Raw genomic sequence first — 18585 nt, 5'->3', positions numbered from 1 at the left:
AAGGAATCCCGTGTCCCTCAGAGTCGACTTCTACTTCGACCCGGCCTGCCCGTTCGCCTGGATCACCTCGCGGTGGATCCTCGAGGTGGAACGCCACCGCGACCTCACCCTGCGGTTCCGGGTGATGAGCCTCGGCGTGCTCAACGAGGAACGCGAGCTCGAGCCGTGGTACCGCGAGTTCTGCGACCGCTCGTGGGGCCCGGTCCGCGTCTGCGTCGCGGCTGCCCAGCACCACGGCGAGGAGGTGCTGCGCGACCTCTACACCGCGCTGGGCACCCGGATCCACAACGGGCGGAACAAGGACTTCCCCGAAGTGGTCGCCCAGGCGCTGGCCGAGGTCGGCCTGCCGGCTTCCCTCGCCGACGCGATGGAGCGCACGGACCACGACGAGGCCCTGCGCAAGAGCCACGCCGAGGCGCTGGCGCCGGTCGGTGCGGACCTCGGCACGCCGGCGATCCACGTCGACGGCACGGGCTTCTTCGGCCCGGTGCTCAACGCCATCCCGCGCGGCGAGGAGGCGCTGAACCTCTTCGACGGCGTCGTCGCGCTTTCCCGCAATCCCCACTTCTTCGAGCTGAAGCGCGCCCGGACGCCGGGCCTGGACTACGAATGAGGGAACGGACATGAGACGCATCGGGTTCGTCGAGTCGAACCGGTCCGGGTCCGGGTTCGACGCCCTGCGGGCGGCCCGCGGGCTGGGGCTGCACGTCACCTTCTTCAGCTGCGGCCTGGACCGCTACCACGCGACGCCGGGCGGCACCGAGGTGCTCGAAACGTGCGTCGACGAGGTCGTGGCCTGTCCGACCCACGAGCTGGAACCGCTGCTGGAGGCGGTGAAGGCGGTCGACGCCGCGAAGCCGCTCGACGCGCTGCTCTCGGTGGCCGAGTACGAGGTCATCCAGGCCGCCGAGGCAGCTCGTCAGCTCGGCCTGCCCGGCCCCGACCCGGCCGCCGTCCGGATCGCCCGCGACAAGGCCGCGCAACGGCGGCGGTGGGCCGAGCGCGGGGTGCCCGTGCCGGAGTTCCGCGTCGTCACGACGACCGGGCAGGCCGCACGGGCCGCCGAGGAGATCGGGTTTCCGTGCGTGGTCAAGGCGGTCGACGAGACCAGCGGTGCGCACGTCGTCCGCTGCACCACGCCGGACGAGGTCACCGCGACCTTCACCGCGATCCGGTCCGCCACGACCAACCGCCGTGGTCAGGCCCGCTCGCCCGAGGTGCTCGTCGAAGAATGCCTCGTCGGGTTCGAGGTCAGCGTGGAGGTCCTGGCCGAGGCCGGGGCCGTCCGCGTGCTCGGGGTGACCGACAAGATCCTCGGCGGGCGCGACCGGTTCATCGAGCTCGGGCACAGCTTCCCGACGGCGCTGCCGGACGCGGTCCGGTGCGAGCTGGAGTCGGCCGCCCTGGCCGCGACGACGGCTGTGGGCTTCGACCTCGGCATCGCGCACGTCGAAATCAAGTACACCGGCGCGGGCCCGAAGCTCGTCGAGATCAACCCGCGCCCGGCGGGCGACCGGATCACCGAGCTGATGGACCACAGCTTCGGGCAGTCCACGATGGAGCTGCTGATCCGCCAGTACCTTGGCGAGTCAGTCGGCGACGCCGGCCTCGAACCGCGGGGTGGCGCGGCGATCCGTTATCTCACCGCCGATCCCGGCGTCGTGACGGAGGTGACCGGCCTGGGCATCGCCGCCGCGCTGCCCGGGGTCCGCGAGGCCGTCGTGTCCGTCGCGCCCGGTGGGCGGGTGGATCCGTTGCGGGTGAACGAAGACCGGGTCGGTCACGTCCTGGCGACGGCCGGTGACGCCTACCTGGCGGGCCGGATCGCCGAAGCCGCCGCCCAGCAGATCGTCGTCGGCACCCGCGCCGATGCGTCGCCGATGGTCCGCTGATGGCCGCGTCGGCGAGGCTGGATCACTCCGAGCCCGGACAGGAGCAGACATGCCCAACCTCGTGATGGTCATGCCGTACAAGGCATACCTCGGCAAGGCGCGGGCGGAGGGCTTCCGGATCACCGCGATCTGGGACCCGGCCGAGGCCGCGCGGCTGTTCGGCGCGGACGCCCCCGAATACCTGAAGGAGGTCGAGAGCCTCGCCGAGAGCCTGTGGCTGGTCGACTTCACCGACCGCGCGGCCTACGCCGAAGCGATCCGCGCGGCCGTCCGGGACACCGGTGCCCGCCACGTCTGGCACGTCGGCAGCGAGGAGAGCATGCAGCTCGCCTACGAGGTCGCCGACGAACTCGGCGTGGCGGTCAATTCGCCGCGCTCGGTGTTCCTGCTCAACGACAAGCTCGCCATGCGCACCCTGTTGCGCGACAAGGGCATCTCGACCGTCCGGTTCGCCGTCGCGGACCGCTGGCAGGACATCGAACCCCTGCTGGTGAACTTTTCCCTGCCCGTCGTGGTGAAGCCGGCCGCGCTGTCGGCCAGCCGGGGGACGCGGCTGCTCACCGACCCCGCCGATCTCCCCGCGTGGGGCGACGAGCTGGCCGCACTGGCCTACTCCGGGCCGCTGCTGGTCGAGGAGTACCTGCGCGGACCCGAGTTCAGCGTCGAGACGATGACCGTGCGCGGCGAGCACCACGTCCTCGGCGTGACGCGCAAGCTGCTCGGCCCGCTGCCGCACTTCGTCGAGCGCGGCCACCTCTTCGGCGAGCCGGAGACGGCCGGGACGCGGGCCGCCGCCGCGCTCGCGGTCGAGCTGCTCGACGCCGTCGGCTACCAGTGCGGGCCGACGCACACCGAGGTGATCCTCACCTCGGACGGCCCGCGGATCGTGGAGTCCCAGGCGCGGCTGGGCGGGGACAAGATCCCGGACATCATCGGGCACGCACGCGGCTTCGACGTCAAGCGGGCGATGTTCGCCGCGCTCGCCGGGCGGACGTCGCTGCCGGAGCCGGGCGGCCTGGTCGGGCACATCGCGTACTTCTCCTTCCCCACGGGGGTGCTGCGGTCGGTGACCGGGCTCGGCGAAGCCCGCGCACTGGACTACGTGGACACCCTCAGTTTCCCGTTCGTTCCCGGTGACGTCCTGCCGGAGACGGTCAGCTCGAAGACCCGGCACGGGTTCGTCATCCTCACCGGCTCCGCGAACGCGGCGGAGGCCCAAGCCCGCGCGGACCACGTCCGCGCCCTGATCGAAGTGGAAGTCCGATGAGGGCCTTCTTCGCCCTGCACCGCAACGTCCGGGTCCGGATCGGCCTCGCGTTCGTGCACAAGCTGATCGACGCGATGATCCTCACCTTCATCGCGATCTACCTCGCCGCGCACGTCGGCGTCGCGGTCGCCGGCGCGCTGATCCTGGTGTTCGCCGCGTTCGCCGTGGTCGGCATGCTCGCCGGCGGGCACCTGTCCGAACGCTGGGGACGCCGTCCCGTGCTCGTCATCGGCGACGTCGTCGGGACCGGGTTCCTCGCGCTGATGGCGGTCGCCTACTACTCCGGCTGGGGCGCGCTCGCCGTCTACTTCAGCTACGCCGTCGTGAAGTTCGGGACGAACCTCGCGCTGCCCGCCAACGACGCGACGATCATCGACGTGACGCCGCCGGAGGAGCGCAAGTTCGTCTACACGGTCAACTACTGGGTCATCAACCTCGCACTCGGCACCGGGGCGCTGCTCGGTGCGTTCCTGTACAGCGCCCACTTCGGCGCGGTGATCCTCGGCGGCGCGATCGGCATGGCGTTCGCCCTCACCGTCACCGTCACGCTGGTGGCGGAGACCAAGCCGGAGACCCCCCGGCCGGCCACCAAGCTCACCGGGGTCGCCCAGTTCGTCCAGGGCTACCGGGTGGTGCTGGCCGACTCGACGTTCCGCCGGCTGATCATCGCCGCCACGCTGATCCTGACCCTCGAAGGGCAGCTCAGCACGGCGATCGGGATCCGGCTGGCGACGGACTTCCCGGTGCAGCCCGTGTTCCCGTTCGGCGAAGTCACCGGCGTGGAGATGCTCGGGGTGCTCAAGGCGGTCAACACCGTGCTGGTCGTCGCGTTCGCGCTGGTCGTCAACACGCTCCTGAAGCGGATGCCCGACCGCGCCCGGCTCTACGCCGGCATCGCGCTGTACGCGGGCGGGTTCGCGGTCCTCGCCGTCACCGACGACGCGTGGCTGCTGCTCGTCGCCGTCGTGGTGCTGACCGCCGGTGAGCTGATGAACCTGCCGGTGCAGCAGGCCCTGCTGGCCGAGCTGGCCCCGGACGACGGCCGGCCGCGCTACCTGGCCGCGTACTACCTGCACATCCGGTTCGGCCAGATCGTCAACTCGATCCTGATCAGCCTGAGCGCGATCGTCAGCACGCAGGGCATGGCCGGGATCTACCTGCTCTTCGGCGTCGTGATCATCCTCCAGTACCGCGTGATCCTGGCCCGCCGCGAGACGCCAGTCGCGGTCTCCGCCTGAACCCCTGGAAGGTAACCATGTCGGCACGGTCCGATCGGATCACCGAGTCCTACCTCGCCGCGTGCGCGGAACCGGACAGCCCGTTGCGCCACGCCCGGGCGAGGCTGGAGCTGTCGGAGACCAAACGGCTCTCCTGGCCCCGGTTGCTGCCGCGGCCGGTCGTGGTCGACGAGGCGGAGTACCGCGCGTTCGGCCGGGACCTCGTCACCGTCTACGAGCTCGTCGGCGGCCTGCCGCGGCGGCTCTTCGGCGGCGACTTCGACCGCTTCCGCCGCTCGCTCGGCATCGACGACCGGCACGCGGCACTGATGACCCGGCTGCTGGGCGAGGAACCCCCGCCGCTGTACGGCCGCGCCGACGTCTACTACGACGGCACGGCGTTCAAGCTGCTGGAGTACAACATCGGCAGCGCGCTCGGCGGCCTGGACATGGTGGGCACGCTGCCCAAGGCGTACCTGCGGGTCCCGGCGGTCGCCGAGTTCGCCGCCGAGCACGGCCTCGGGTTCCTGGACATGGGCTCCGACCTCGCCGGGGCGCTGCGCACCGCGGGCAAGTCGATCGGCGCCGGTGAGCCGGTGGTCGCGATCGTCGAAGGCCCCGGCGGCATGACGACCTACGGCCACCAGCGGCGCGCGATCGCCGAACTGCTGGAGGAAAACGAAGTCGTCTGCCGGGTCGGGGAGATCGGCGACCTGGAGTTCCGGTCGGGCAAGCCGTACCTCGACGGTACGGGCGTCGACGTCATCCTGCGCTACTACGGCCTCGAGGAAATGCTGGCGCACCCGGACTGCGACGCGCTGCTGGAACCGGTGTTCCGCGCGCACGAGAACGGCCAGGTCGTCGTCTGGACCCCGACGAACGTGTTCAGCAACAAGGGAACGCTCGCGATGCTGTCCGAGTTCCTGGACGCCTTCGAGCCGGCCGAGCGGGCGGCGATCGAGCGCGTGCTGCCGTGGTGCCGGATGCTCGGCCGCCCCGGCGCCGGCCCGGACGCCGACCGCATCGAGGAGTGCCTCGAGCGACAGGAGCAGCTGGTGTTCAAGCCGACCGGCCTCTACGGCGGCCAAGGCGTCGTCATCGGCCAGGAGGTCGACGCGGCGACCTGGCGGGAAACCCTGGAAGCCGGTTCGCGGACCGGGTCGCTCGTCCAGGAGATCGTGCGGCCCAACCTGGAGACGGTGATCGACCCGGACACCGGCGAGCGCACCGAGTGGTACGCGCTGTGGGCGGCGTTCATGACGCCGACGGGGCTGTCGGGCGGCGGCGTGCGCGCGATCCCGCCCGGCGGCACCACCGTCATCACGATGATCAACAACCCGGACGTCCGCAACACCTGTCTCTTCACCTGCTGAGCAAGGAGAACCCCGGTGCCCCGATTCGTCGACCTCACGCACGGCTTCTACGACGGAATGCCGTCCTACCCCGCCGACTGGTTCCCGAAGTTCGTCAGCGAACGCTCGATGACACCGGAGACCGACCCGTACGGCACCAAGCGCACGTTCTCCTACCTGCACGTGTTCCCGCACAACGGGACGCACATGGAGTACAAGCTGCACTTCTTCCCCGGCACCGAAGGCATCGACGAGGTTTCCCTCGAGACGCTGATCGGCCGGGCCTGCGTCGCCGACCTGTCCCACAAAGGCGAACTGGACGAAGTCACCGGCGAAGACCTCGAGAAGACGCTGCGGCCCGTGTGGCAGCCCGGCGACCGGCTCCTCATCCGCACCGACTACCTGCGGCACAACTGGGGCCGGCCCGACTACTGGGACCGCCCGCCCTACCTGACGCCGTCAGCCGCGCGGTGGGCCATCGACAACGGCGCCGTCCTCATCGGCTTCGACTGCCTCACCGAACGGCCCGGCGACGCGGAATCCCCGGTGCACCACGCGCTGCTCGCCGCCGGCATCCCGCTGCTGGAGTACGTGACCAACATGCACGAGCTGACCCGGCCGGTCGTCCAGCTGATCGCGTTGCCGACCAAGGTGGCGGGCGCCGAGGCCGCCCCGGCGCGCGTCATCGCGGTGGAGGACACCGATGACTGAGGCGGTCGCCCTCACGGCCGTCGGTGGCGACACCGACGTGCCGGCGGGCCTGGACCGGCTGCTCGCCCTGCTCGGCGGCCCGCTGTCCGGGCTGCCGGCCGGCGCGGAGGTACTGATCAAGCCGAACCTGTTCCAGACGGCGCCCGGGTTCCACGTGCGGCCGGCGCTGCTGGCCGCGATCGCCCGCGTGGTCGCCGAGCACGGGGCACGCCCGGTGATCGCCGAGCGCACGCACGCCATCTACGAGATCCTGCGCGACCACGAGGCCGCGAAGTACGCCCGGGTCGTCAGCTTCGACGACCTGCCGTTGCGCATCACCGGCATCCCGGAGGCGACGTCGCTGCGGGTGCCGATCGCCGTCCCCGAGGTGATCCTGGACTGCGACTACTTCATCGGAGTCCCGCAGCTGCGCACGCACGCGAGCGTCGTCTACTCGAACGCGATGAAGAACCTGGTGGGGCTGCTGCCCGGGTACACGACCCGGATCGTGCACATGGCGGGCGTCGACGAGTCCACCGTGGACCTGAACCTGATGCGCCCGCAGGACCTGGTGGTGTGCGACGGGACCACGGTGATCGAGGGCAACTACCCGATGGACGGGCAGGCGCGGAAGGTCGGCTTCCTGGCCGCGAGCCGCAACGCCGTCGCGCTCGACGTCGCCGTCGGGACGCTGGCCGGCTTCGACCCGGACAGCGTCGCCTACCTGCGGGACGCGCACGAGCGGGGCATGGGACCGGTTTCCCCGGACGACATCGAGCTGCTCGGGACCCCGCTCGAGGACCTGGCGTTCGACATGGTGAAGGCGCCGGTGGAGATCGTCGTGCCGCGCGAGGGGATCCACGTCTACGCCGAACACGCCTGCCCGGCGTGCAGCCGGTTCGTCGCCGGGGCGATCAAAGCGCTGGCCGGGGAACTGTGCGAGTGGGACGGGGAAATGACGATCATCTCCGGGCCGCAGGTCTCGCACCCGCCCCTGCGCGGGGAGGTCGTCCTCGTCGGCAACTGCCTGTACGAAAGCCGGGACCTGGGCATCTTCGTCGAAGGCTGCCCGCCGCGGGCGATCCAGCTCGCCGCGTTCCGCTACGCCATGGGCAAGCCCGTCGGCGCCCACGAGCGGACGCAGTTCCGGGTGCCGGCGGGCGCACGATGATCGCGTCCGAGCTGTCCCCCGGAACCCGGCTGCACCGCCACGTCGTCCCGCTCGTGTCCACGGTGGACCCGGTGGCGGCCGCCGCGGCGTTGCGCCCGGCGGGGCGCGTCATGCTCACCGCCGGGCCGGGCGGCCGGGACGCGGTGCTGGCCGCGGGTGAGCTCGCCGTCCTTTCCCACCCCGGTGGCGAAGGGCCCGCGCCGCTCACCGCGGCGGTGGACCTGCTGGGCGGGCTGGACCTGCCGCCGGACACGACCGACGCCGAGGCGGCCTGGTACGGCTTCCTGGCCTACGACGCCGCGCGCGACTTCGAGCGGCTGCCCAGCCGCCACCCGTCGGGCGGCCGGCCGGTGTACGAGTTCTTCCTGCCCGAGGTGCTGGTCACCGAGGGGCGGGTGATCGGCCGCGGCACGACCCCCGCGGCCGCGCGCAAGGCGGCCGAGCGGGTCGCCCGGACGCTCGACCGGCTGGTCGTGACCCCGCTCGGGGCCATCGCGGTGGGCGCCGGGACGTTCGGCTTCGGCTACGACGAGTACGCCGACGCCGTGCGGCGCGCGCAGCGGCACATCCTCGACGGTGACGTCTTCCAGCTCGTCCTGTCCAACCCCTGGACCGCACCGGCCACTGTGGACGGATTGCGGGTTTACCACCGGCTGACGGAGATCAACCCGTCGCCGTACCACTTCTGGTACGGCGGCCCCGAGTTCGAGGCCGTCGGCGCCTCGCCGGAGCCGTGCCTGACGCTCTCGGGCGGCCGGGCGCTGATCCGCCCGCTGGCCGGCACCCGGCCGCGGGGCCGCGACGGCCACGCCGACCGGCTCGCCGAGGACGACCTGCGCTCGTCGGTGAAGGAGCTGGCCGAACACCGGATGCTGGTCGACCTCGCTCGCAACGACCTCGGCCGGGTCTGCCGCCCCGGCAGCGTGTCGGTGGAGCGGCTGCTGGCCGTCGAGCGGTACTCGCACGTCATGCACCTGACCTCGGATGTCTGGGGCGAGCCGTCGGGGGACCGCGATACCGCCGAGCTGATCCGGGCGACGTTCCCGGCGGGGACCATGACCGGGACGCCGAAGGTGCGCGCGATGGAGATCATCGACGCCTTGGAGCCGGCCCGGCGCTGGCTGTACTCGGGTGCGGTCGGCTCGTTCGGGGTGTCCCATGTGGACCTCTACCTGACCATCCGCAGCATGGTGTGGTGCGACGGCGAAATCCGGCTCCAGGCCGGCGGCGGCATCGTCCACGACTCCGACCCGGCCGAGGAGTACGCGGAGTGCCTCGCGAAGCTCGGGTCCGGCGCCCGGGCCCTCGGCGTGACGGTGGAAGGGGCGGCGGCATGATCTGCGTGCTCGACAACTACGACTCGTTCGTCTACAACCTGGTGCAGTACCTGGGAGACCTCGGCGCGAAGTGCGAGGTCTACCGCAACGACGAGGTCTCGGTGGCCGACGTCGCCGCGCTCGAGCCGGAGCTGGTGCTGATCTCACCCGGCCCCGGCGCCCCGGCGGACGCGGGCATCTCGGTGGACCTGGTCCGCGGCCTGGCCGGGCGGGTACCGATCCTCGGTGTGTGCCTGGGCCACCAGGCGATCGGCGCGGCGTTCGGTGCCCGCATCGTGCACGCGGCCGAGCCGATGCACGGGAAGTGCACACCCCTGACCCACGACGGCAGCGGTGTCTTCGCGGGCCTGCGTAGCCCGCTCACGGTGGCGAGGTACCACTCCCTGGTGATCGACCCGGCTTCGCTGCCGGACGACCTGGTCGTCACGGCCTGGTCGCCGGCGGGGGAGGTGATGGGCGTCCGGCACCGCGAGCTCCCGATCGAAGGCGTGCAGTTCCACCCGGAGTCGCTGTTCACCGAGGAGGGCGTGGCGATGGTCGCGAACGCGATGCGCTCGCGGGCCCTCGTGCGCGGGTGAGCACCCGTTCCGGGCAGCCGGTGCACCTGTTACTCGCGGGTGTCCAGGACGACGCGGAAGCGTGCGTTGCCCGACATCATCCGTTCGTAGGCCTTCGGCGCCTCCGACAGCGGCATGATCTCGTTGCGGCTGCGGATTCCTCGGTCGTGGCCAGCCGGACGCTGTCCTCGTTCTCGGTGGCCGATCCGGTGAGGGCGCCGACGACCGCGTGGGTGCCGAAGATCAGGTCCGGGGTACGGATCTCGATCGGGTCGGGTGCGGCCCCGACGACGAGCAGCTGCCCTCGGGTGCCGAGCCCGGCCACGAGCGGTGACATCGACGCGCCGCTGGAGGCCGTCGCGATGATCGCCGCCGCGCCGCCGAGGCGGGTCAGCTCCTGGCCGGGGTCGAGGGTGGTGCTGTCGATGTACTCGGCCGGGCGTCGGCGGTGAGCAACGCGCGGTAGACGGTGGTCACCGGACATCACCTGTGTCGGACTATACCGCATTCTGTCGACGGGTACGCCACTTCTCGGGCACGTCCGTGCCGGATTCTGTCGGGCTGTCCGTGCAGGTCGACCGTGGTTCGTGGTGCGGACGCCGGTAGGCTGCATGCAGTGGCCAGGTTCCCGCCACCCGCCGATCGCGGTGCAGCGGATTCGTGGGCTTTGCCTCTGTGAGCTCCTGCGGCGATGGGCACGGTCAACGGGGAGAGCATGATCGCCGGCCGTGGTGCTGCGCCGAAACAACCCGGAACCTGGCCCGGACTGCGGAGTCGGCCGTTCGGGTATAGCCGGATTGCCACCCCGGAGAGGCCATCCCCGGTGCGTTGACCGGTGTCACAATGAAAGTTCTGTCGAAAGGGGTGCGAGATGCGCGTGCTGACGGCCGTGACCCTGCTGAGCATGTTGTTCGTGACAGCCTGCGAACCGACGTCATCCGGGTCCGGCGGCGGATCGAAAAAATGCTCGACCTCGGTCGCCAAACCGCAGATCACCGAGCGGGACGACGGAAAAACGATCTGCATGGGCCGCAAGGCGCCGCTGACCGTCACCCTGCACGGCACCAAGGCGGATCCGTGGAAATCGGTGTCGGCGAGCGGGGGCGTGCTGAAGGAGACCCGGGGACCCACCGTCGCCGGCGGGGTCACCACCGCGGTGTACCAATCCGACCGGTCGGGTAGCGGAACCCTGTCCGCGTCCCGGAAAGCGGGTCGCTTCCGGGTCACCATCGTGGTGCGCAGCTGACGCCGGCTGCCGGCGGTTCAGATCACCGGCATGAGCGTCGTGAGCCGGCTCGTCACCCTGGCGGCGTCACCGACCACGACGGTGACCGCCTGGGCCGGTGCGAGGTACCGCGCCGCGGCCTCGTTCACCTCCGCCACACCGGCTTCGGCGAGGCGCTCGGAATGAACGTTCAGCCAGTCCAGCCGCAGGCTGTGCGCGGCCAGTTCGGAAACCAGGTTCGCCAGCCCGGACTGCGTGGCCATCCCGAGCCGCTGCACGCCGAACAGATACTCGCGCGCCTGGTCGACCTCGGCTGTGGTGACCGAGGTGCAGGCCATCCGCCCGAGTTCGTAGCGGATCTCCAGCACGGCGGGCGCGGTGACGGCGGTGGCGACGTCGGCCGTGACCGCGATCGCGGCGCCCGCCTGCGGGAAGACCAATGTGGACTTCGCGGAATACGTGTAACCCTTGTGCTCCCTGATGTTGGTCGGGAGCCGGGAGGAGAAGATGCCGCCGAATATGATGTTCGCCAGATCGACAGCGGCGAGGTCCGGCGCGTCGAAACCCGCGCACGGCAGCGCGAGCCGCACCGAGGACTGGACCGCGCCGGGCGCGTCCAGCACCTCGATCGTCTCGGTGGCCCGGTCGTCGGACAGCGGCTGGTGCCGCTTGGGCACCTCGCCACCGTCCAGTCCGGACAGTGCGTTGCCGGCCGCTCGCAGCGCCTGTTCCGGATCGATGTCGCCGGCCAGCACCAAGCAGGCCGACGTGGCCCGCACCCGATCCGCGTGCAGCGCGAGCAAGTCCTCGGAGGTCACCGAAAGCACTTCTTCGGGGGACGGGCTCGGCCGCCCGTAGACGTGCTTGCCGTACAACCTGCGGTTCAACGCCTCGAGCGCGCGATGGGCGGGCTGCGTGGTGACGATCCGGAGCATGCCCGCCAGCCTGGCCGCTCGCTGGGCGACCTCGGCCTCGGGATAACAGGCACCGGTGAGGATCTCGCCGAGGATCCCGAGCAGGTCGGCCAGGTGTGCCGCCAGCGCGCTGCCGACGACGAGCAGGCGGTCGGCGTCGACGCCGGCGGTGAGCGTCCCGCCCATCCGCTGGAGCCGGCTGGTGAGCTCGACGGCGGACGTGGAAGCAGTCGTGGCGCACAGGGACTCGGCGAGCAGGGCGGCGCTCGCGGGATCGACCTCCACCAGCGGAATCCGCAGCCGCAGCTCGACCAGGGGCGCCGAGGGGCGGCGCACCGCCAGCACGGTCAGCCCGTTCGGCAAGGTCGTCTCGGCCGACTCCGGCAGGGACAGCCTGCCGCGCGGCTGCAGCGCGGGAATGTCCGTTCCGGACAGTTCTACGGTCATCAGGTCCGTCCTGGCAGGATTTCGGCCAAAGCGCGGTGCCGGCCGCACACTGCCGCGGCGGCGGCGGCGATCTCGCCGGCGGTGATGGACGCGTACCTGGTGGCCAGCTCCGCGAGCAGGCCGGCGTCCCCGCGTTGCTGTTCGAACACCCCGAGCAGCTTCGCCCGGCCGGCCAACGGATCCAGTTCGCGCAGCAGCCGGCTCCGGGCCATCGTCCGCAACCTGCTCAGCTCGTCGCGGTCGAGGCCGTCGGCCGCGATGCGTGCCAATTCCTCGTCGACGACCCGGACGACCTTGTCCACGTCACCGCCGGGCGGCAGGAACCCGGAGACCACGAAGGCCCCCGGGTCGCGCACGGCCAACGCGTCACCCATCAGGCCGAGCCCGGCGGAGACGCCGGTGACGAGGTTCTCGTCGGTCACCAGCCGCCGGACCAGCCGGGCGGGTTCCCCGCCGGCGAGCAGGTCTGCGAGCAGGTGGTGCGCGAGGTACGCGTCGAGCTCACCGATCGGGTCGGGAACCCGCCAGCCGGCCGCGAACGCGGGCAGCGGGGCCAGGCGGTCCCGCGACTCACCCCGCCGGGGTCCGGTGAGCGGTGGCTCGGCGAAGCCGGGCCGCACGGGCGCGGCCCGGGCGGGCACGTCGCCGAAATGCCGGGTGACCAGCTCGACCGTCTCGCCGACGTCGATCTCGCCTGCCACGCACAACACGGCGTTGGACGGGGCGTAGTACCGCTCGAAGAAGGCGCCGGCCTCGGCGACGGTCGCCGACTCGAGGTCGACCTGCGAGCCGTACCCGTCGTGGGTGTTGGCGAAGCTGTCGAACAACAGCGGTGGCAGGTGCAGCCACGGGAAACCGCCGTAGGCACGGTTGGCGACGTTGGTGTTGATCTCCTCGGCCACCACGTCGACCTGGTTGCGCAGGTTCTCCTCGGTGATCCTGGGCCCCCGCATCCGGTCGGCCTCGAGGAAGAGCCCGCGCTCCAGGGCGTTGCCGGGCAGGGTCTCGTGGTAGACGGTGTAGTCGAGGTGGGTCGACCCGTTGAACGAACCGCCGGAACTCTGCACGTACCGGGCGTGCGCGAGTTTCGGCACCTTCGCCGAGCCCTGGAACATCAGGTGTTCGAAGAGGTGCGCGAAACCCGTGCGTCCCGGTGGTCCGAGCGGATACCGACGTCGTACAGCACGGCGATGGCGGCGACCGGTACCGCCGGGTCGGGCGCGAGCACGACGCGCAGCCCGTTCGGCAGGGCGAACCGTTCGAGTCGGGCGCCGATCAGCGGTTCCGGCATCGTCTTCCCGTCCTTCGAAGCCACCGGACCATCAGCCGTAGACGGTCACGTCGACCTGTTGCCCGCAGGCCGGGCGCGCGCCGGCCTGGCACACGTTCAGGTCCGCGCTCCAGGTCACGAACAGGGTGGTGTCGGACAGGCTGATCGGGATGCTGCCGGGCCCGCACTGTTGCGGTGACTGGTGGAAAACGGGCACCAGGTCGTGCGAAACGATCAGCTGGACGTAGTAGCAGCCGTCGCTCGTCACGGTCAGCGTGCCGTCCACGACCAGCTTGCCCGAGATGCTGTTGATCCGTTCGTAATGCGCGGTACCGGCGGCCGTTCCGTTCCGGTAGGAGGCCGACCAGCTCCGTGGCGCCGCGTCCGCGATCCCGCCCGTGAACAACACCGTCGAGATGATCGCCGCCAGCAAAACCAGTTTGCGCATGGTGCGGTTCCCTCCGTCGGAAAGAATGCGATCCGTTGACAGCGACACGATTCCGCAAGCCGGGTTCGGGACGCCAACCGCTATCGGCCTCCCAGTCGGGCCTAGCCAGGTGGCTACGTCACGGTAGCCACCTCGAGCGTCCTCAAGAGCCTTATCCGGACAATGAGATTGGGTAACGCTACCGGGCAGGTCGGCGTCCGCATTCTGGTGGATGCTCACCGAATCGGGAGGCAATAGTGTCGGGCTCGGCAATTACCCGGATAGCCGAAGGAGCTGACCATGAACCGAATCGAGTGTGCTGCCGCCAAGTCGACCCTCGAGGCGCTCGAAATCAACCACGAGATCGCCGCGCCGGTGTTGACGCCGGTCCTGGTGACCGTCACGGTTGCCGGGTTCGCCGGCGGCGCGGCCGTCGGCTACGTGCAGTGCGCGCGGCACGGCTGCATCGACGAGAGCGGCGACGGCATCCGCATGACCGACATCCGCGAGATGTCGGTCAGCGAGCTGCTGCAGGCGCGGCAGGACGCCGCCGTCGCGTAAGTACAGGCAGGGCAAGCGGATGCCGGAAGGGTGTACGCGCTTCCGGCATCCGCCTCGCAACGAATCTTGGGGGAACACATGGCGCAGCCGGACACTTCGCAGGTCGACAAGGTCCTCCGGCAGACGGAGGTGATCACCGCGGCGGGCATCGCGCTCGGGTCACTCGAGTACCTGATGCGTCCCAAGCACTTCGAGGAGTCCGGTCTGCTGAGCTGGCAGGTCGGGCGGACCAAGTACCGCTGGACGTCGAAGAAATCCGCTGACGTGCTCAACCCGCTGTTCAAGCCGCCGGGCATCCAGTGCCTGATCGGCATCCGCCTGGCCGCGGCCTCGGCACTGGTCGCACCGCGGGCCACGCCCGCCGTGCGGACCGCCGCGGTCGCGTACCTCGCCATCACCAACTGGCTGCTGCACATCCGCAACAGCTACGGCACCGATGGCACCGACCACATGAACATGCTGGTGTACGCCGCGCTGACGGTGAGCAAGCTGTTCCCCCACGATCGCAAGGCGAAAGAGCTCTGCACGATGTTCATCGCCGCCCAGTCGGTGTTGTCCTACGTGGCCGCCGGCGCGGCGAAGGCCGTCTCGCCGTACTGGCGGGACGGCAGCGCGATGACCGGGGTCTTCCGCACCCACACCTACGGTCAGCGGCACGTCGGCCGGCTGTTCAAGAAGTTCCCGCTGCTGGCCAAGGCCGGCGGCTGGGGCACGATCGTCGGCGAGATGTCGTTCCCGCTCGCCTTGCTCGGCGGCAAGAAGGCCGCGGTCGCCACCCTGGCCACCGGCGCGGCGTTCCACGCCGGCAACGCCGCGTTCATGGGCCTCAACCGGTTCCTGTGGGCCTTCTGCGGCACGTACCCGGCCGTCATGCACCACTCTCGCAGTTTTCGCAAGAGCTGACCCACCGAAACGAGGCTCGCCATGACCGGTCCCGCGGCCACCGGCGTCTACCGCCGGTTGTCAAGTCTCATCAAGCCGTACCGCGGCGGCTTGTCCGTCGCGGTGGTGCTCGGCGTGTTCAGCAGCGGACTCGCCCTCGCGCAGCCGATGGTGATCGGCTCACTGGTCGGCAAGATCACGGCCGGCGCGCCGGCCACCGTGCCCGCGCTGTCGCTGGCGGCTCTCTTCGTGACCGATCTGGTCCTCGGCGGGGTCGAGGTCTACCTGCTCGGCCGGGCCGGCGCGACGCTCGTCCTCGACTCGCGTCGCCGGGTCGTGCGCTCGTTGCTGCGGGCACCGCTCGGGCTGCACCTCCGGCGCCAGCGCGGCGACCTGTTCAGCGTCGCCGTCGCGGACACCGACCTGCTCAAGACGTCGTTGATGCAGGGACTGCTGAACCTCGTGGTGAGCACGCTGATGGTGGTCGGCTCGGTCGTCCTGATGACCATCATCGACCCGGTGCTCACGGTGTCCACCTTGGGGGTTCTGCTGCTGGCCGGCCTGGCCACGATGGCGGTCGCCAGGCGGGTCCGCGCCGTCGGGGTGGAGACCCGGGAGCGGGTCGGCGCCTTCGCGGGCGCCCTGCAACGAGCGATCGGCGCGATCCGCACGGTCAAGCTCAGCCGCGCCGAGGACCGGGAGGAAACCCGGATCGGGCAGTTCGCCACCGACGCCTACGGCATCGGCATGCGCGGCGTCCGGCTCGAGTCGCTGATGGCCCCGATCATGAACCTCGGCATCCAGGCCGCGTTCGCCGCCGTGTTCACCGTCGGCGCCTTCCGGCTCGTGGGCGGCGCGATGGACACCGCGCACTTCTCGTCCTACCTGCTGTACCTGCTCTACCTCATCGCCCCGCTGATCAGCCTGTTCAGCGCACTCGCGCAGATCCAGCTCGGGCTCGCGGCGATGATCCGGGTGGACGCGCTGGCGGCGGAACCGGAGGAGGCCGGCGGCGCCGCCGACGTGGTGCCGATGACCGACCCCGCGTTGTCCTTCGACCACGTCACCTTCGGCTATCAGCCTGGTTCGCCGACCGTACGTGGACTGACGTTCGACATTCCGCGCCGGGGGTTCGTGGCCGTCGTCGGCCCGTCCGGCGCCGGGAAGTCGACGATCTTCGCGCTGGCCGAGCGGCTGTGGGACGTCGACTCGGGCCGGATCCTGCTGGCCGGCCAGGACATCCGTGACCTGCCGTTGCGCGCGCTCCGCGGCCGCGTCGGCTACGTCGAGCAGGACGCTCCGGTGGTCGACGGCACCATCCGCGAGAACCTGGTCTTCGCGAAACCGGACGCGACCGAGGAACAGATCGCGGACGCGATCGACAAGGCCAACCTGCGCTGCTGGATCGACAGCTTGGACAACGGTCTGGACACCGAGGTCGGCGAGGCGGGCACGGCGATCTCCGGCGGCGAACGCCAGCGGCTCGCCATCGCCCGGATGTTGTTGCTGCGCCCGGACGTCCTGCTCCTGGACGAGGCCACGTCGCAGCTGGACACCGAAGCCGAGATCGCGCTCGGCAACTCGATCGCCGCGGCGTCCACGGACTGCGCGGTGGTGGCCATCGCCCACCGGATGGCCACCGTCGTCGCCGCCGACCGGATCCTCGTCGTCGACGACGGCAGGCTGCAGGCCGTGGGCGATCACGAGTCACTGCTCGCGACCAACGAGCTCTACCAGCGCCTGGTGCACACGCAGCTGGGCGGGACGGACGACTGGGACCCGGACGCGGCCACCGGTACCGAACTCGCTGGGAGGATCTGATGAAACCGACAGTCTTCAAGCTCTGTGCCGGCGCCGGTGTCCTGGCGGCACTCGCCACGCCGGCCGCGGGCGTCGCCTACCAGTGGCGGACGACCCGGCGGGAGGACGAGACCGTCCCCGGCCTCGGTGAGCGGGTCGACGTCGGGGGCTACCGGTTGCACGTCCGGACCGAGGGATTGGCAGGCGACGGGCCCACGGTCGTGTTCGAGAGCGGCATGTCGTGCCCGTTGGAGGTGTGGTCGTGGATCCAGCCGGAGATCGCCCGGGACGCCCCGGCCGTCGCCTACGACCGGGCGGGGCTCGGCTGGAGCGAGCGCGGTCCCCGGCCGCGGACCGCCGACGAGATGCTCGCCGAACTGGAGACGGTCCTCGAGGTCTCCGGCGCGAAGCCGCCGTACGTGCTGGTCGGGCATTCGTTCGGTGGCCTGCTCGTGCGCCACTTCGCGCAGCGGCACCCCGAGCTGACCGCCGGTGTGGTGCTGGTCGACGCCAGCCACCCCGAGCAGCTGGTCCGGTCGGCCCGGCAGGCGCTCGGCCTGCCGCTGATGAAGGCGACCATCCAGGACTCGACCGTGCTCGCGACTTTCGGCGTGAACCGGCTGTCCAAGCGGTACGTCGTGTCCGATGTGGAGTATCTGCCGTCGGCGGCGCGGGCGGCCGCGTGCGCGCGGATGCTGACCCGCCGCACGTGGCGGACCACCGGTGAGGAGCTGCGCAGCTGGCTCACCGACGTCAACGACAAGGTACGCGACGCGAAGCTCCCCGCGGACCTCCCGCTGGCGGTGCTCACCGCCGGCGAGGTCAGCCGGAACGACCCCGTGCACAACGAGCTGCAGGACGACCTGGCCGCGTTGTCCGCCAACAGCAGGCGGCTGGTCGTCTCCGGAGCCAGCCACCTCGGCCTGATCATGCGGGAACAATTCGCGAAGTACGTCACCGAAGCCGTCGCGGACGTCGTGCGGGCCGCCCGTGCCGGCGGCCGGATGGACTCCGAACCGACGCAAACTGGGAGTGGACGATGAACGGTTCCGGCCGGGTAGCCCGGATGGTGGTGGGTGGTTTGCTGGGTTCGTGGTTCGTCGCGACCGCACTGAGCCAGGACCCGTTCCGCAAATTCCCCGGTGCGCGCCGGTACGACCCGTCCGGCGCGGTGGTGCCGGACTGGCGGTTCTTCGCACCGCGGCCGGGTATGCACGACTACCACCTGCTGTTCCGGGACGAGCTGCCCGACGACTCGGTGACCGAGTGGCGCGAGATCCTCCCGGTGGAGCAACGGGTGCCGCGGCATTTCGTCTGGTACGCCAACAGGCGTGCGGAGAAGGTGCTCGGCGACTCGGTGGTCGGCATCATCGGTTTCTCCAAGGAGGCGGATCGCAAGAAGGAGGACATCCAGCTTTCGATCTCGTACCTGACGCTGCTCAACTACCTGACCTACCAGGAGAAGCACCACCCCGACGCGAAGCGGACGCAGTTCCTGATCGCGGCTTCGGCGGGCTATGACGAAACCGAGGAACCGATGATGATGTTTCTGTCCAACCTGCACCCGCTGTCGTGA

18 protein-coding genes and 1 pseudogene are annotated in these 18585 nt (G+C 70.6%); 15 read left to right on the top strand and 4 right to left on the bottom strand.

The annotated features are described in order from the left end of the window. Positions 1-10: 10 nt before the first annotated feature. Genes ACFPLC_RS41830 through ACFPLC_RS41790 form a run of 9 tightly spaced genes read left to right on the top strand, consistent with a single transcriptional unit; the run spans position 11 to position 9504 of the window. A complete protein-coding gene (locus ACFPLC_RS41830; protein ID WP_378200147.1) occupies positions 11-613 on the top strand; it encodes a mycothiol-dependent nitroreductase Rv2466c family protein in 603 nt (200 codons plus the stop codon). 10 nt (positions 614-623) lie between these two features. Continuing rightward, entirely contained in the window at positions 624-1892 is a 1269-nt protein-coding gene (locus tag ACFPLC_RS41825; protein ID WP_378200144.1) for an ATP-grasp domain-containing protein, read from the top strand. A 49-nt stretch (positions 1893-1941) separates the two neighbouring features. After that, a complete protein-coding gene (locus ACFPLC_RS41820; protein WP_378200141.1) occupies positions 1942-3159 on the top strand; it encodes an ATP-grasp domain-containing protein in 1218 nt (405 codons plus the stop codon). Beyond that, entirely contained in the window at positions 3156-4397 is a 1242-nt protein-coding gene (locus tag ACFPLC_RS41815; RefSeq protein ID WP_206790264.1) for an MFS transporter, read from the top strand. Before ACFPLC_RS41820 ends, ACFPLC_RS41815 begins: the two co-directional genes overlap by 4 nt. Before the next feature lie 17 nt (positions 4398-4414). Beyond that, complete coding sequence (locus tag ACFPLC_RS41810; protein WP_378200137.1) at positions 4415-5749, top strand: hypothetical protein; 1335 nt, start codon at positions 4415-4417, stop codon at positions 5747-5749. Positions 5750-5764: 15 nt separating this feature from the next. Further along, positions 5765-6439 carry a cyclase family protein gene (locus ACFPLC_RS41805; protein ID WP_378200134.1) on the top strand — a complete coding sequence of 225 codons (675 nt, stop codon included), beginning with the start codon at positions 5765-5767 and terminating at the stop codon, positions 6437-6439. Continuing rightward, positions 6432-7589: a DUF362 domain-containing protein gene (locus ACFPLC_RS41800; protein ID WP_378200131.1), complete on the top strand. Its 1158-nt coding sequence runs from the start codon at positions 6432-6434 to the stop codon at positions 7587-7589. The genes ACFPLC_RS41805 and ACFPLC_RS41800 overlap by 8 nt, the downstream gene beginning before the upstream one ends. After that, the gene (locus ACFPLC_RS41795; protein ID WP_378200128.1) at positions 7586-8926 is read left to right on the top strand and encodes an anthranilate synthase component I family protein; all 1341 of its coding nucleotides are present in this window, start codon (positions 7586-7588) and stop codon (positions 8924-8926) included. Before ACFPLC_RS41800 ends, ACFPLC_RS41795 begins: the two co-directional genes overlap by 4 nt. Beyond that, a complete protein-coding gene (locus tag ACFPLC_RS41790) occupies positions 8923-9504 on the top strand; it encodes an anthranilate synthase component II (protein WP_378200125.1) in 582 nt (193 codons plus the stop codon). The genes ACFPLC_RS41795 and ACFPLC_RS41790 overlap by 4 nt, the downstream gene beginning before the upstream one ends. A gap of 76 nt (positions 9505-9580) precedes the next feature. Here the strand turns inward: ACFPLC_RS41790 and ACFPLC_RS41785 are convergent, their stop codons facing one another. After that, positions 9581-9967, bottom strand: coding sequence for an MDR/zinc-dependent alcohol dehydrogenase-like family protein (locus tag ACFPLC_RS41785; RefSeq protein ID WP_378200122.1), 387 nt, complete (start codon positions 9965-9967; stop codon positions 9581-9583). Positions 9968-10354: 387 nt separating this feature from the next. Here ACFPLC_RS41785 and ACFPLC_RS41780 point away from each other — a divergent pair, with 387 nt between their 5' ends. Next, positions 10355-10729, top strand: coding sequence for a hypothetical protein (locus tag ACFPLC_RS41780; protein WP_378200119.1), 375 nt, complete (start codon positions 10355-10357; stop codon positions 10727-10729). A 17-nt stretch (positions 10730-10746) separates the two neighbouring features. Here ACFPLC_RS41780 and ACFPLC_RS41775 read toward each other — a convergent pair whose 3' ends face one another. The 3 genes and pseudogenes from ACFPLC_RS41775 to ACFPLC_RS41765 form a co-directional block, all read right to left on the bottom strand. Next, positions 10747-12069: a M16 family metallopeptidase gene (locus ACFPLC_RS41775; RefSeq protein WP_378200116.1), complete on the bottom strand. Its 1323-nt coding sequence runs from the start codon at positions 12067-12069 to the stop codon at positions 10747-10749. Beyond that, positions 12069-13348, bottom strand: a pseudogene (locus ACFPLC_RS41770) (M16 family metallopeptidase). The gene ACFPLC_RS41775 and the pseudogene ACFPLC_RS41770 overlap by 1 nt, the downstream one beginning before the upstream one ends. Positions 13349-13391: 43 nt before the next feature. After that, entirely contained in the window at positions 13392-13787 is a 396-nt protein-coding gene (locus tag ACFPLC_RS41765; RefSeq protein ID WP_378200113.1) for a hypothetical protein, read from the bottom strand. 279 nt (positions 13788-14066) lie between these two features. On the opposite strand from ACFPLC_RS41765, the gene ACFPLC_RS41760 reads away from it, so the two are divergent. The 5 genes from ACFPLC_RS41760 (at position 14067) to ACFPLC_RS41740 (ending at position 18585) form a co-directional block, all read left to right on the top strand. After that, positions 14067-14327, top strand: coding sequence for a hypothetical protein (locus ACFPLC_RS41760; RefSeq protein ID WP_093947752.1), 261 nt, complete (start codon positions 14067-14069; stop codon positions 14325-14327). 78 nt (positions 14328-14405) lie between these two features. Continuing rightward, positions 14406-15230 (top strand): hypothetical protein, encoded by an 825-nt coding sequence (locus ACFPLC_RS41755; RefSeq protein WP_093947753.1) that lies wholly within the window; start codon positions 14406-14408, stop codon positions 15228-15230. A gap of 21 nt (positions 15231-15251) precedes the next feature. Continuing rightward, positions 15252-17030, top strand: a complete 1779-nt coding sequence (locus ACFPLC_RS41750; RefSeq protein ID WP_378200108.1) for an ABC transporter ATP-binding protein — start codon at positions 15252-15254, stop codon at positions 17028-17030. Then, positions 17030-18052, top strand: coding sequence for an alpha/beta hydrolase (locus tag ACFPLC_RS41745; protein WP_378200105.1), 1023 nt, complete (start codon positions 17030-17032; stop codon positions 18050-18052). The genes ACFPLC_RS41750 and ACFPLC_RS41745 overlap by 1 nt, the downstream gene beginning before the upstream one ends. Next, positions 18049-18585 carry a hypothetical protein gene (locus ACFPLC_RS41740; RefSeq protein WP_378200102.1) on the top strand — a complete coding sequence of 179 codons (537 nt, stop codon included), beginning with the start codon at positions 18049-18051 and terminating at the stop codon, positions 18583-18585. Before ACFPLC_RS41745 ends, ACFPLC_RS41740 begins: the two co-directional genes overlap by 4 nt.

Source organism: Amycolatopsis plumensis (genome assembly GCF_042652605.1).
GTDB classification, from domain to species: domain Bacteria; phylum Actinomycetota; class Actinomycetes; order Mycobacteriales; family Pseudonocardiaceae; genus Amycolatopsis; species Amycolatopsis plumensis.
This window is presented reverse-complemented; position numbering and strand designations above follow the sequence as displayed.